The organism is Corynebacterium sanguinis (assembly GCF_007641235.1).
In the GTDB taxonomy this organism is placed as follows: Bacteria; Actinomycetota; Actinomycetes; order Mycobacteriales; family Mycobacteriaceae; genus Corynebacterium; species Corynebacterium sanguinis.
Genome location: NZ_CP038157.1, coordinates 2107730 through 2121380, shown reverse-complemented (window position 1 = coordinate 2121380; position 13651 = coordinate 2107730). Strand labels below are relative to the sequence as shown.

Sequence of the window (13651 nt, the reverse complement as noted above, 5' to 3'; positions counted from 1 at the left end):
TTCCGCTTCGGCGCAAACCACACCCTCTGGCCTAGGTTTTTAACTTATGACGAACAACAACTTCCACGACGTCACGCCCGACGACTTCAATGGTTTCGAAGACGTCCCCACCTACGCCGAAGGCGGCTCCACCTCGCGGATCCGCCCAGCCAACACCAGCGACATCTACCAGCGCACCGGCAAGGCAGCACCGACGGAGGTGTTCCCCTCATCCATAAGCCAGCCGACCGAGATGATCGAGCCGGACTACGCGGCAATGCCCGCGCCCGTCGCGGAGCCCGCCTACATTGAGCCGGCCTACGTCGAAGAACCCGTCGCCACCGCGGTCGACGCACGCCGCGGCACAATCGACCTCGGGCTTCTGCTCCTGCGTTTTGTACTCGGCGGCTACCTGATCTTCTCCGCCATCCAGACGTTCTTCCAGCTCGGCGCCTCCCAGGGCATCGCTGGCCTGGAAGCGCAGTTCGGCGCCTACGCCTACGGCAACGCGCTTGCCGTCATCGTTCCTACCCTGGAGCTCGCCGCGGGCGTGTTCATCGTTCTAGGCCTGCTCAGCCCCGTCGCCTCGATGGTGGCGATCGCCGTCACCGGCTTCATGGCCGCCCACACCGCGGCCAACACCGGGACGGGGTTCAACCCCGTAGCGTGGGGAGCTGACGTGTGGCTCGCCGTGATCCTGCTCGGCGTCGCCCTCGCGCACCAGTTCACCGGGCCCGGCTTCTACGCTGTGGACTCAGGACGCGGCTGGGCGCGCCGCCCGCTCGCCTCGTCCTGGATTTTCGCCGCTCTCGGCATCGCCGCCGCCGCGCTGATGTGGTGGTTCGGCACCGGCATCAACCCGTTCGCCTAGCTCAGGCACACCGCGTAGCGCCGCCGCCCACGCGGCCAGCAGCGCTATGCCGAGCCAGACGTAGTCGGAGACCAGGATTTTCGCCCACAGGGGCAGCTCGTGTACCGCGATTGCGTCGCCGAACCACCACTTCGGCGGCACCCCGATGACGGTGACCGTGAACACCGCCACCACGGCGGTGAGGAACACGGGCCACTTCAAAACGGTGGCGCAGCGCCACCACGCCACGGGCAAAATCAACGCCAGCCAGACCCAGTGGTGCGACCACGACACCGGCGAGATCAGCAGCATGATCACGGCGTTGGCCAGGGCGGCGTCGATAAGCATGCCGCGGCGAATGAGCGTGACCATGAGCCACCCGCCGAGCACGACCGTGGCCACGCTCAGGCCCGCCCAGATTAGGTTGGATGACAACCCGTGCGCGGCGAGCGATTCTCCGCTGGGGTAGAAGCGCATCACCATACCCTTGAGTGAGCTGTTGGACTGATACGTCGTATCCACTCCGAATTCCGAGGTCGTGCCCATGCTCAGCAGGGTCGCACCGAAGAACTCGCGTGTCGCGTCCCAGCGCACGAGGGCGGCGACCACCGTGGCAATCAGGCCCGAGGCGCCGGCGACGAGGATCGCGCGCACATCGCGGCGCAGGAGGAAGAACAGCAGCATGGCCAGCGGCGTGATCTTGATCGCCGCGGCGATGCCAATCAGCGAGCCCTGCGGCAGCCAGCGCTTGCGCGGCACCACGTCGAGCACGACGAGCGTCATGATGACCACGTTGATCTGGGCGTACATGGCGTTTAAGCGCATAGGTTCGATGCACACGCCGAACGCCCAGGCCACGGCAACCAGCGCGATGAACTGGCGGGTGCCAAGGCGGCCGCGGGTGACTGCGCAAAGCACAAAGTACACGCAAAGCAGCAGGGCAGCCGCGGAAATCGCGATGACGACGTTGCCCAAGGCGTCGTCGGAAAGCCAGCTGACCGTCGCCAGCGGGGTGAGCACGAGCGCGCCGAACGGCGGGTAAATGAACGGCAGCGCCACGTCGGCGGCGTACATCGGCTCGGAGTACACCGGACGGCCCTCGAGGAAGGCGCGGGCGCCCTCCCGGTAGATGATCACGTCGACCGGAAAATCGGTCGCTCGCATCAGGATGACCGTCGCCGCGACGCTGACCACCGCGGCGAGGGCCGTGACAAAAGTGAGCAGGTGGGATTTCACCCAGGCTAGCCTAGTCCACCTGTCGGACAGCGCCCTTGTCGGCGGAGGTTGCCATCTTGGCGTAGGCGCGCAGCGCCTTGGTCACCTCGCGGGTGCGGTTCGGCGTCCACGGGCGCTCGGACGCCTCCATCATCGAGCGGCGCTCGGCGATGACCTCCTCATCGACGTCCAGACGGATCTCGCGGTTGGACACCGAGATGCTGATGGTGTCGCCGTTTTCCACAAGGCCGATCAAGCCACCGTGCGCGGCCTCCGGGGAGATGTGCCCGATGGACAGCCCCGAGGTGCCGCCAGAGAAGCGACCGTCCGTGATCAGGGCGCACTTCGTGCCCAGACCCGCGCCCTTGAGGAAGGACGTCGGGTGCAGCATCTCCTGCATGCCCGGACCACCCGCGGGGCCCTCGTAACGGATGACGATGACCTCGCCCTCCTGGACCTCGCGGTTGAGGATGACGGAGACCGCCTGCTCCTGGGAATCGAGAACGCGGGCGGGGCCACTGAACTCCCACAGGCCCTCCTCGACGCCCGCGGTCTTTAGGATCGCACCGTCGGGGGCGATGTTGCCGCGCAGGACGACGAGGCCGCCGTCGGAGGTGAAGCTGTGCTCGACGTCGTGGATCACGCCATTGGCGGAGTCCGTGTCCAGCGACTCCCAGCGCGCAGACTGCGAAAACGCCTCGGTGGTGCGCTTGCCGCCGGGCGCGGCGTGGTAGAGCTCGATGGCCTCGGGCAGGGGGGACTCGGCGCGGATGTCCCAGTCCGCTAGCCACTTGTCCAGCGAGGGGTAGGCCACGGTGTGAACATTCTTGTTCAGCAGCCCGGCCCGGTTGAGCTCGCCGAGGATCGCGGGGATGCCGCCGGCGCGGTGAACGTCCTCGACGTGCGCCTCGCCGTTCGGGGCGACTTTGGACAAGCAGGGGATTGAGTGGGAGAGCTCGTCGATGTCGTGGAGGCTGAAGTCCACCTCGCCCTCCTGGGCGGCGGCGAGGATGTGCAAGATGGTGTTTGTCGAGCCGCCCATAGCCATGTCCAGCGCCATCGCGTTGCGGAACGCGTCGACGGTGGCAACCGAGCGCGGCAGGACCGACTCGTCGCCCTCGCCGTAGTAGCGGTCGCACAGCTTCACAATGGCCTCGCCGGCCTTCTCAAACAGGGCGCGGCGCGCCGTGTGGGTGGCCAGCGTGGTGCCATTGCCCGGCAGAGACAAACCGAGGGCCTCGGTGAGGCAGTTCATCGAGTTCGCGGTGAACATGCCGGAGCACGAACCACAGGTCGGACAGGCCGCGTTGGCGATCGACTCGAGCTCGGAGTCGGAGACGGCGTCGTTGGCGGACAGGGAGATCGCGTCGATCAGGTCGGACTTCGGCTTGGTCACGCCGCCGACCGAGAACGCCTTGCCGGCCTCCATCGGCCCGCCGGAGACGAACACGGCCGGGATGTTTAAGCGCATCGCGGCGTTGAGCATGCCGGGGGTGATCTTGTCGCAGTTGGAGATACACACCATCGCGTCGACGGTGTGGGCGTTGATCATGTACTCGACGGAGTCGGAGATGATCTCGCGCGAGGGCAGGGAGTACAGCATGCCGGAGTGGCCCATCGCGATGCCGTCGTCGACCGCGATGGTGTTGAACTCCTTAGGCACGCCACCGGCAGCGCGGACGGCCTCGGCGACGATGTCACCGACGTTTTTCAGGTGAACGTGGCCGGGGACGAACTGGGTGTAGGAGTTAACGATGGCCACGATCGGCTTGCCGAATTCCTTCTCGCCGGTGCCGGTCGCGCGCCACAGCGCGCGTGCTCCGGCGGCCTGCCGGCCGACGGTGGTAACTCGTGAGCGTAAGGGGATCACAGCTTTTTACTCCTTTGTGGTGTCGGGCCGGGGGCCCGGTGTGGTCGGGTGATCGCGCAGGTACTCGTCATACTCCTCGCGGCTGAGAAGTACCTTGCGGCCTTCGCGGTCGATGACCTCGTACTTGCCGTCGGCGGCCTCCGCGGAGGCGGTGATGACATCCTGGATGCGACCCCCGGAAGCCAGAGCAAGCTCGGGTATAGAGTTAAACGTTACACCGGGCATCGGATATTCCTTGCCGCTCGTTGTGGTGGCCAGCGCCCTGGCGCCCTTGAACGCGATACCGGATAGGTCCTCCCACGCGATCGTGGCGTTGGGGCGCACCGGGTACTTCACCGCGATGCCCGAGCCGTCCACCTTCGTCGCGGATCCAAAGACCCAGACGAGGTACGCGGCCGGGATGATCAGCAGCCAGCCGAGAATCAGCGGGGCCCAGGCAATCCCGATCAGCGCAATGCCCGTCATCAGCGCGATGGCGAGCACGTGTTCTCGGGAGGGGCGGAAAACCTGGGGCGAATCAGTCATGGGTACATGCTAGCCAAGTGGGTTTCCGGCCTCGGCAGGGGGAGCTTCGCTAATCGACGCCCCTTCCGTCACGCCCGGGGCTGGCGGCTGCGTGGGCTCGCCCTGGGTACTGGTTTCTGCGGGCGACGGAGTCGGAGTCCGAGGCGCCGTCGGCTGTGCCGTGCTGGGTGCCGGAGCCGGCGACTGTGTCGGCGTCTGGGTCGGCGCGGGGGCGGGCGCCCGGGTCGGCGAGTCCTCGACCGGATCCTCGGTCTCGGAGGTGGGGGTTTCCGGCGGCGGTGCGAGCCAGCCGCTGCCGGTGTCCTCGCCGTCAGGGTCGAGCGTGAGGCCGCGGATAATGAGCAGGATAATGAAGGCGCCGATGAGGAGGGCCGTCGACAAGCGCAGTGCCCCGCCGAACGCCATGCGCGGCATGGCCTTTTCGTCGTCGGCGAGCACGTCGGTCGCCGGGTCCTCGTCAGGATCGGCGGGGGTGAGGTCGTCGTGGTCGCTGCGCTGGGTGCTCAGTGGGCTGACCGGGGACATGTACTCGGTGGGTGGGTAGCGGTCAACACTGTTGAACTGCTCGGTGTGGTCCACGACGTGGTCGAGGCGAGTGCCCTCGATGGTGGTGGCTGAGCCGTACTCCTCCCAGAACTCGTTGAGAACCGACAGGCGGATCGCGCGCTCGACCATCCACTGCGCCAACGGCTCGACGCGGACGATGAAGCGCATGTCCAGCGTCCACGGCATACCCACAGTGGCAGGAGGGTTGATGTCCACGGCGGGGTGCACCGTGAGGTCGTCGAGAAGCTTGGGGCGAATATCCGCCCGGTTCAGCGCGCGGCGGGCGGCCGATTCCGAGCGCGCGACGGCCTCGTCGGCGCTGGTCGAGCCGAGCAGCGGGACCGGGATGACGACCACCGCGGAGGCCCAGTAGTTGGATTGGTTGATGCAGATGCGCGCGGTCGAGTTGGGGATGCTGATCGTCGATTGCTCCATCGTGCGGATCTGGGTCGCGCGCATCGTGATCTGGATGACGTTGCCGGAGACCTCGATCCCGTTGCCTTCAAAGGTGACGAAGTCGCCCACACCGTACTGCTTTTCCGTCAGGACGAAAAACCCGGCGAGGAAGTCGGCGATGATGTTCTGCGCGCCGAAACCGATTGCGGCCGAGACCACGGTCGCCGGGATCGCTGCGCCGGCAAGCGAGAACCCGACCTCTTGCAGGAAGAAGACCAGGATGAGGAAGAACGCGATCGCCTGCGCGATATAGATGCCCACACCGGCGATGGCCAGCTGGCTTTTCGCCTCGTCGTTATCCGCTTGGGCGTCGGCGCGTCGTTCAGCGACCCGGTTGGCGAAGCGGCCCGCGCGGGGCACAAGCATCGCGAGGATAATCAGCAGTGCGAGGTTGATTCCGGTGTTGGCGACCCAGCGCCAGGCTTCTTCGGCGATGTAGGCGTACGGCATAGTGCTTTCTTACAGTAGCGCCAAATGACTACCTGTTGAGTATTAAAAACCGTAGCGCTGTGTATGATGTGGTCATGATCAATTCGCGACTAGTAGTAATCATTGCCGGTGCGGCGCTTGCCGTAGCGGTCTGATCTTCTGCTTCAGTCCCTCAAACAAGCGCCCTCGACAGCACCGAAGTGCTGGACCGAGGGCATTCGATTTTGGTCTTTTTGCTTTTACCTCCCCCTCCACCCGCTTAAAAAACACAAGGAGCTATCTCCCGTGGCAGCTTCCAAAAAGCCCTCACCCAAGGCCCGCAAACCCGAAGAGGTCTCGCCGGAGCGTATGACCGGTGCGGACGCTGTCGTCCGCAGCCTGGAAGCGCTGGGCACTGACATCGTCTTCGGCTTGCCGGGCGGCGCCGTCCTTCCTTTGTACGAGTCCCTGTTTGCCGCCGAGAAGCTGCGCCACGTCCTCGTGCGCCACGAGCAAGGAGCAGGCCACGCCGCGACGGGTTACGCCCAGGCTTCCGGCAAGGTCGGCGTGTGCATCGCCACCTCAGGTCCCGGTGCGACCAACCTGGTCACCGCGATTGCCGACGCTTACCTTGACTCCGTCCCGATCCTGGCGATTACCGGCCAGGTCGGCTCGCCGCTGATCGGCACCGACGCCTTCCAGGAGGCGGATATTCGCGGCATCACCATGCCGATTACCAAGCACAACGTGATGGTGCGCAGCGCCGACGAGATCCCGGCGGCGATCGCGGAGGCGCACCACATCGCCTCGACGGGCCGTCCGGGCCCGGTGCTGGTGGACATTCCGAAGGACGTCCAGAACGAGGAGTTCGACTTCTCCTGGCCGCCGGTCCTGGATCTGCCCGGCTACAAGCCGAACACCAAGCCGCACTCCCGCCAAATCGTCCAGGCCGCGCGCATGATCGCCCAGGCCGAGCGCCCGGTGCTCTACATCGGCGGCGGCGTGCTCAAGGCGGAGGCCCACGAGGAGCTGCTCGCGTTTGCCAACGAGACCGGCGTTCCCGTGGTGACCACGCTGATGGCGCTCGGCGTCTTCCCGCAGTCCCACCCGCTGTACATGGGCATGCCGGGCATGCACGGCTCCGTCCCCGCGGTCGGCGCCCTGCAGGAGTCCGACTTGCTCATCGCCATTGGCACGCGTTTCGACGACCGCGTCACCGGCGACACCGACACCTTCGCCCCTGAGGCGAAGACGATCCACGCCGACATCGACCCCGCCGAGGTGGGCAAGATCCGCGAGGTCGACGTCCCGATCGTCGGTGACGCGAAGCGAGTCCTGTCGCAGCTGACCGACGCGTTCAAGGACGGCAAGGCGTCCACGCCGAGGATCGGCGCCTGGATTGAGCGTCTTAACGAGCTCAAGGAGCGCTTCCCGCGCGGCTACGACCCGCAGTCGGACGGCTCCCTGTCGCCGCAGTACGTCATTGAGACCCTCTCGGCTGAGGTTGGCCCGGACGCGATCTACGTCGCTGGCGTTGGCCAGCACCAGATGTGGTCGGCGCAGTTCATTGACTTCGAAAAGCCGCGCACGTGGCTGAACTCGGGTGGTCTGGGCACGATGGGCTACGCCATCCCGGCGGCCCTTGGCGCGAAGGCCGGAGCTCCGGACAAGGAGGTCTGGGCGATTGACGGCGACGGCTGCTTCCAGATGACCAACCAGGAAATCACCACAGCTGCGATGGAGGGCTTCCCGTTCAAGGTCGCCCTGATCAACAACGGCAACCTGGGCATGGTCCGCCAGTGGCAGACGCTGTTCTACGGGGGCCACTACTCGCACACGAAGCTCGGCGGCGAGGTCTACGTCCCGGACTTTGTCAAGCTCTCCGACGCGCTCGGCGCGGAAGCAATCCGCGTGACCACGGAGGAGGAGGTTCTCCCGGCGATTAAGCGCGCGCGCGAAATCAACGACCGCCCCGTGGTCATCGAGTTCATCGTGGGTGAGGACGCGCAGGTGTGGCCGATGATCTCGGCGGGTTCGTCCAACTCCGATATCCAGTACGCGATGAACATCCGCCCGTTCTTCGACCTCGAGGAGTCCGCGGGCGAGGCGCCCGAAGACATCGACGATGTCGTTGAGATCGAGACCGAGAAGGGAAACTGACATGAACAAAGATGAGACAAACCGCCACATCCTCTCCGTCCTCGTCCTTGACCTCGACGGCATCATCACCCGCGTCACGGCCCTGTTCACCCGCCGCGGCTACAACCTGGTCTCCCTGGTCTCCGCCAACACGGAGACCGAGGGTGTCAACCGGCTAACCATCGTCGTCGACGCCAGCGAGTACCACATCGAGCAGATCACCAAGCAGCTTCACAAGCTCATCCAGGTGCTCAAGGTCACGCGGCTTGACGACGCCAACACCATCGCGCGATCCCTCCTTTTGGTGAAAGTCAACGCCGACAACTCGAACCGCCCGCAGGTTGTCGATGCGGCGAACATCTTCCGCGCTCGCGTCGTCGACGTGGCCCCGGAGTCCGTCGTGATTGAGGCGACGGGCACGCCCTCGAAGCTCCGCGCGTTCTTGGACGTGATGGAGACCTTCGGGATCCGCGAGCTGGTCAGCTCGGGGCAGGTCGCGCTCAACCGCGGCCCGAAGGCAATGGGCACCTCGAAGTAGCACGGTCTACTCTCGGAACCAACGCCCACTGTGGCATAATTTGAAACATCCGTCTCACATACTAAGAAAGGTACGTGGTTTCCTCCATGGCAATCGAAGTCTTCTACGACAAGGACGCCGACCTCTCGCTCATCCAGGGCAAGAAGGTCGCCGTGATCGGCTACGGCTCGCAGGGGCACGCTCACGCTCAGAACCTCCGCGAGTCCGGTGTGGAGGTCGTTATCGGCCTGCGCGACGGCTCTAAGTCCGCCGAGAAAGCGAAGGAGGCTGGCTTCGAGGTCAAGTCCAATGCCGAGGCAGCCAAGTGGGCTGACGTGATCATGCTTCTCGCCCCGGACACCTCCCAGGCTGAGATCTTCAAGAACGACATCGAGCCGAACCTTAACGACGGAGACGCACTGTTCTTCGGCCACGGCCTGAACATCCACTTCAAGCTCATCGAGCCGGCCGACAACATCACCGTCGCCATGGTCGCTCCGAAGGGCCCGGGCCACCTGGTTCGCCGCACCTTCGCCGACGGCAAGGGCGTCCCCGCCCTGATCGCCGTCGAGCAGGACCCGTCCGGCATCGGCCAGGCACTCGCCCTGTCCTACGCGGCAGCAATCGGTGGCGCGCGCGCTGGCGTCATCCCGACCACCTTCGAGGCTGAGACCGTCACCGACCTCTTCGGCGAGCAGGCTGTTCTCTGCGGCGGCCTCGAGCAGCTCATCATGAACGGCTTCGACGTCCTCACCGAGGCTGGCTACGAGCCTGAGATGGCTTACTTCGAGTGCCTCCACGAGATCAAGCTCATCGTCGACCTCATCTACGAAGGCGGCATTGCCAACATGAACTACTCGGTGTCCGACACCGCTGAGTTCGGCGGCTACCTCTCCGGCCCGCGCGTCGTCGACGAAGGCTCGAAGGAGCGCATGCGCGACGTTCTCAAGGACATCCAGTCCGGCGAGTTCACCCGCCGCCTCGTCGCCAACGTCGAGAACGGCAACACCGAGCTCGAGGGCCTGCGCGAGAAGGTCTCCCAGCACCCGATCGAGAAGACCGGTGCCGAGCTGCGCGACATGATGAGCTGGGTCAAGAACCCGCTCACCGACACCGCTCAGTAAGAATTGCTGCACATTCCCGTCGCCCTTCGTGGGTGGCGGGTTTTGTCGTTGGTGGGGTGTGGGGGTTCCCGGGTGGAGTCCGCAATGCGGAGTGGTCACTCTGCCGCTGCGGAGTTTGTAGAGTAGTCACTCTGGCGCTGCGGAGTTTGTAGAGTCCGCAATGCGGAGTCGGGACGACCGTGAAGTTGAGCGTCGGCAAGCAAGGCTGCGTGTGGAGTCCGCAATGCGGAGTTGGGGTGGGGTTTGATTGAGTGTTGGTTAGCGGGGGCCGGGTGGAGTCCGCAATGCAGAGTGCGCGGAATCCGTCAACACCCAGGTGGCTTTCTGTGCAGTGTTTTCACAGTTTGCCTTTGCTGCTGCGGAGTCCGCAATGCGGACTGGCCACTCTGCCGCTGCAGAGTCCGCAATGTAGAGTCCGCAATGCGGAGTCGGGGCGACCGTGAAGTTGAGCGTCGGCAAGCAAGGCTGCCGGCAGAGTCCGCAATGCGGACTGGCCACTCTGCCGCTGCAGAGTGCGTGGAGTCCACGGGTTCGCAATGCGGACTCACATCCGCGCAAATCGCACCCACCTCACGCGCCCACAACAAAACCCCGCGCCCTGCGCGAGCAGGATGCGGGGTCGAGTTCTACGGGCCGGGGTGGCCACGGCTAGAAACTAGTTGGTGGGAGCTGCGCTCTCGACGGCGTCGCCAGCGTTTTCGGCTGCGCCCTCAGCGGCGTTGCCAGCGCTCTCGGCCGGGTTAGCCGGCTCGGACTCGCCGCTGACCACTGCGGTCTCGGTGACGTTTTCGGTCTCGGTCGAAACAACGGAGGTGGAGGTCTCGCCGGTGGTGGCGGCCTCGTCGTCGTTGTTGGCGAACAGGGACCAGAGCAGCCAGCCGATGAGCAGCAGGGCGAGCAGGCCCAGCAGCCACTTCCACCAGCCGCCGCCCTCGTTAGCGGTCACGGCCGTGGAGCCGGCGGTGGCGCTAGTGGTAGCGGGGGTGGTGGTCTTCTCGACACGGGTAACGTCAGCGTTCGCGACGGCATCCTTGTCCAGGTTACGGGGGTCCTTCGGATCCGGGGTGGGGTTCTGGTTAGTCATGAAAATGTCCTTTCGTCTAAAGCGATTTATCGTGTCCGCTAGGGCAACCGTCCGACCGCGATCTTCCAGTTGGATAACTGTCCGCCCGCAGTGGACTGCCTAACTAGGTTAACAAAATCTTAAGCACCTATGCGCTTACGGTTGTGTAACGAAGCCGCAACAGGCAGTATTCGCCCTACTCCGGATAGGTTTCCTGGACAAAGTGCTATTTTCAATAGCTTGTCATTTACCGTGTTTTCCAGCTAGAGTGTGTCGCATGAGCCACACACACGAGCATTCGCCAGCACACGCGCCGCGTCGCGCTCTTCTGACGGCGCTCGCGATCACCACGACAGTGTTCTTTGTTGAGTTCGTCGGTGGCTACCTCTCCGGCTCCATGGCTCTGATGGCGGATTCGATGCACATGCTCTCGGATTCGGCGGGCCTGATGATCGCGGTCATCGGCACACTGATCAGCCAGCGCGCCTCCACCGCCGTGGCCACGTACGGCTTCGCCCGCGCCGAGGTTCTCACAGCGCTCGTCAACGCGGTCTCCGTCATCGCCGTGACGGTGTGGATCGTCGTCGAGGCGCTGTCGCGATTGCGCGACCCAGCCCCGATTCACACGCGCACGATGATGCTCGTCGCACTGATCGGCCTCGTCGCCAACGCCGCCTCAGCCGTCGTCCTGCACCGCCACAAAGAGGGATCGATCAACGTCCGCGGCGCCTTCCTGCACGTCATCGTCGACCTGCTCGGCTCCGTCGCAGTCCTCGCAGCAGGCGCCGTGATCGCGCTCACCGGGTTCACCCCGGCCGATGCGATCGCCTCGCTACTCATCGCCGTGCTTGTTGTGCCGCGCGCCTGGCAGCTGCTCCTCCAATCGCTACGCGTCCTTTTGGAACAAGCCCCGCGCGGCTTCGCGACGCAGCGCATCGAGCCCACCCTGCGAAGCATCGACGGCGTCATTGATGTCCACGACGTTCACGTCTGGTCCCTCGGCGGCTCCGACGTCGTGGTCACGGCCCACCTCGTCGCGCACGAAGACGCGCCCCGCGGCCCGCTTCTCGACGCCGCCCAGCAGCGCCTCACCGACCTCGGCGTCGACCACCCGACAATCCAGGTGGAGCTGCCAGGCCACACCGATCACGAGCGCGCGTGCGGCGCCTCGCTTGGCAGGTAGAGCTGTCCCTTTTGTCTTAGAGTGTGGGGCATGGGCTTTACCACGCCGAGCTACTCGCTGTCCGACCTTTTCGCACGCGTTCACCGCGGCGAGCTTCAGTTGCCCGATTTCCAGCGCGAATACATCTGGGACGTCGACCGCGTCCGCACCCTCGTCACCTCTGTCCTGCGCGGCTACCCGATCGGGTCGCTGCTCGCCCTCGACACCCGCAACGTCGCCCCGCGCTTCAAATCGCGCCCGCTCGACGGCGCCCCGCAAGCCCAGGTCCAGCCGGGGCTTTTGCTTCTCGACGGTCAGCAGCGCCTGACGTCTCTCTTCCACGCTTTCAGCGGCGACGGTGTCGTACCCACCGTCGACTTTCTAGGAAACCGCATCTCGAGGCGCTTCTTCGTTGACATCCGCCGCGCCGTCTCCGCGCAACCGCTGCCGGTGGAGGCCGTCTTCGCCGTGGATACTAACGGCGACGTCCGCTCCCACTTCGGCCCGGCGATTAGCGGCGGGCTCAACACCCGCGAGGGCATGCTCGAGCACGGCGTAATCCCTGTCTCGGCGCTGCTCAACGACGACGCCAACACCCTGCTGATTGATCTCGCGGCCGCCACGGAGGACCCGCAGATGCGCGAGGCCGCCGCGGCGTTCCAATCGCGCGTGGTCAGCCAGCTTCCCGCCTACGACATCCCCCTGGTGCGCATCGACCGCGACACCTCGCTCGTGGGCATCGGCCAGATCTTCGCCCACGCCAACTCGGCGGGCGTGCAGATGGACGTTTTCGAGCTTCTGACAGCAACGTTTGCGCTCCAGGACCCTGAGTTTGTTGTAGTGGAGCACTGGGCGGGCGTCGAAAAGCAATTGCGCGAACACCCAGCGCTGGACAACATCGGCCGAATTGAGTTTCTGCGCGCAATGTCGCTGTTGATTACCGGGCGGCACGGCCCCGCCCGCGGGCACCGCGGGGACATCCTCAGCATCGACCTCGAGGGCTACCTCGCCCACGCCGACGAGGTCGCTGCCGGTTTCGCGGCCGCGGCCGAGTTCCTCGCCGAGCGCAGGATGCTCACCACCGACCAGGTCCCGTACACCACGCAGCTGGTCACCCTCGCCGTCCTGCTCGCGCGGCTGGTGGATCGCCCCGGGGTGCTAGACAACGAGCAGTCGCGCGACCGCCTCAACCGCTGGTTCTGGTCGGGCGTGTTCGGTGAACTTTACGGCGCGCATTCGCCCATCATCCGCGCCGGGGCGGATGTCGACGAAGTCACGCCCTGGGTGATGGGGGAGACAGACACCACCCCGCGCACCGTCGAGGACGCGCGCTGCACTCGCGCACGCATCGTCTCCGCGGGGCCCGATTCCGGCGTCTACCGCGGCCTGTTTGCGCTGCTCATGGCCCGCGACGCGCGTGATTGGCGCACCGGCCAAGCCTTCGAATGCGACACCATGGAGAGGCTCGAGCCCACCTTCGAACTGGTCTTTCCGCGCGGGGTGTGTGACACCCGCGGGGTCGATCCGCAGTTCGCGGAGTCGGTGGTCAACCGCACGCCGATGGGTGTGCGCACCCGCATTTTCATCGAGGGCAACGAGCCGAAGCGCTACCTGCCGAGGCTGCAGTCAAAGTGCCTGATGGAGGACGCCGAGTTCGACGCGATGCTCGCCGCCCACGAGATCAATCCGCGGACGCTGTTCGCGTCGGACGTCGATACGTTCATGCGCGAGCGCCTTGATCGCCTGGCCACGATCATCGAGCACGCGATGGGCAAGCCGGTGGACGAAAGCTAGCGC

General features: G+C 65.4%; 11 protein-coding genes. 6 read left to right on the top strand and 5 right to left on the bottom strand.

The genetic code is table 11. The annotated features are described in order from the left end of the window. Positions 1 to 46: 46 nt before the first annotated feature. Positions 47 to 850: a DoxX family protein gene (locus E3227_RS10230; RefSeq protein ID WP_144318382.1), complete on the top strand. Its 804-nt coding sequence runs from the start codon at positions 47 to 49 to the stop codon at positions 848 to 850. Here E3227_RS10230 and E3227_RS10225 read toward each other — a convergent pair. Genes E3227_RS10225 through E3227_RS10210 form a run of 4 tightly spaced genes read right to left on the bottom strand, consistent with a single transcriptional unit; the run spans position 734 to position 5891 of the window. Beyond that, positions 734 to 2065: a glycosyltransferase family 87 protein gene (locus tag E3227_RS10225; RefSeq protein ID WP_144318381.1), complete on the bottom strand. Its 1332-nt coding sequence runs from the start codon at positions 2063 to 2065 to the stop codon at positions 734 to 736. The genes E3227_RS10230 and E3227_RS10225 overlap by 117 nt on opposite strands. A 10-nt stretch (positions 2066 to 2075) precedes the next feature. Further along, on the bottom strand, positions 2076 to 3914 hold the full coding sequence (gene ilvD, locus E3227_RS10220; RefSeq protein ID WP_144318380.1) for a dihydroxy-acid dehydratase: 1839 nt from the start codon (positions 3912 to 3914) through the stop codon (positions 2076 to 2078). Positions 3915 to 3920: 6 nt separating this feature from the next. Then, positions 3921 to 4439, bottom strand: a complete 519-nt coding sequence (locus E3227_RS10215; protein WP_136653528.1) for a PH domain-containing protein — start codon at positions 4437 to 4439, stop codon at positions 3921 to 3923. A gap of 9 nt (positions 4440 to 4448) precedes the next feature. Next, entirely contained in the window at positions 4449 to 5891 is a 1443-nt protein-coding gene (locus E3227_RS10210) for a mechanosensitive ion channel domain-containing protein (protein WP_144318379.1), read from the bottom strand. Positions 5892 to 6155: 264 nt separating this feature from the next. Between E3227_RS10210 and E3227_RS10205 the strand changes: the two genes are divergently transcribed. From E3227_RS10205 to ilvC, 3 genes are all read left to right on the top strand, one after another. Continuing rightward, positions 6156 to 8009, top strand: a complete 1854-nt coding sequence (locus E3227_RS10205; protein ID WP_144318378.1) for an acetolactate synthase large subunit — start codon at positions 6156 to 6158, stop codon at positions 8007 to 8009. 1 nt (position 8010) lies between these two features. Beyond that, a complete protein-coding gene (gene ilvN, locus E3227_RS10200) occupies positions 8011 to 8526 on the top strand; it encodes an acetolactate synthase small subunit (RefSeq protein ID WP_136653521.1) in 516 nt (171 codons plus the stop codon). A gap of 86 nt (positions 8527 to 8612) precedes the next feature. Further along, entirely contained in the window at positions 8613 to 9629 is a 1017-nt protein-coding gene (gene ilvC, locus E3227_RS10195; RefSeq protein WP_144318377.1) for a ketol-acid reductoisomerase, read from the top strand. Between the two features lie 655 nt (positions 9630 to 10284). Here ilvC and E3227_RS10190 read toward each other — a convergent pair. Further along, positions 10285 to 10713, bottom strand: coding sequence for a hypothetical protein (locus tag E3227_RS10190; RefSeq protein WP_136653516.1), 429 nt, complete (start codon positions 10711 to 10713; stop codon positions 10285 to 10287). Positions 10714 to 10969: 256 nt separating this feature from the next. Here E3227_RS10190 and E3227_RS10185 point away from each other — a divergent pair, with 256 nt between their 5' ends. Both E3227_RS10185 and E3227_RS10180 read left to right on the top strand, forming a co-directional pair. Beyond that, positions 10970 to 11875, top strand: a complete 906-nt coding sequence (locus E3227_RS10185) for a cation diffusion facilitator family transporter (protein WP_144318376.1) — start codon at positions 10970 to 10972, stop codon at positions 11873 to 11875. Between the two features lie 30 nt (positions 11876 to 11905). Further along, positions 11906 to 13648: a DUF262 domain-containing protein gene (locus tag E3227_RS10180; protein ID WP_144318375.1), complete on the top strand. Its 1743-nt coding sequence runs from the start codon at positions 11906 to 11908 to the stop codon at positions 13646 to 13648. Positions 13649 to 13651 lie beyond the last annotated feature (3 nt).

What these genes read in the sequence shown, in the direction of transcription:
- ilvN (WP_136653521.1), top strand. Translation starts at nt 8,011, where the DNA reads ATGAACAAAGATGAGACAAACCGCCACATCCTCTCCGTCCTCGTCCTT.
- E3227_RS10190 (WP_136653516.1), bottom strand. Translation starts at nt 10,713, where the DNA reads ATGACTAACCAGAACCCCACCCCGGATCCGAAGGACCCCCGTAACCTG.
- ilvC (WP_144318377.1), top strand. Translation starts at nt 8,613, where the DNA reads ATGGCAATCGAAGTCTTCTACGACAAGGACGCCGACCTCTCGCTCATC.
- E3227_RS10215 (WP_136653528.1), bottom strand. Translation starts at nt 4,439, where the DNA reads ATGACTGATTCGCCCCAGGTTTTCCGCCCCTCCCGAGAACACGTGCTC.
- E3227_RS10180 (WP_144318375.1), top strand. Translation starts at nt 11,906, where the DNA reads ATGGGCTTTACCACGCCGAGCTACTCGCTGTCCGACCTTTTCGCACGC.
- E3227_RS10185 (WP_144318376.1), top strand. Translation starts at nt 10,970, where the DNA reads ATGAGCCACACACACGAGCATTCGCCAGCACACGCGCCGCGTCGCGCT.
- E3227_RS10230 (WP_144318382.1), top strand. Translation starts at nt 47, where the DNA reads ATGACGAACAACAACTTCCACGACGTCACGCCCGACGACTTCAATGGT.
- E3227_RS10210 (WP_144318379.1), bottom strand. Translation starts at nt 5,891, where the DNA reads ATGCCGTACGCCTACATCGCCGAAGAAGCCTGGCGCTGGGTCGCCAAC.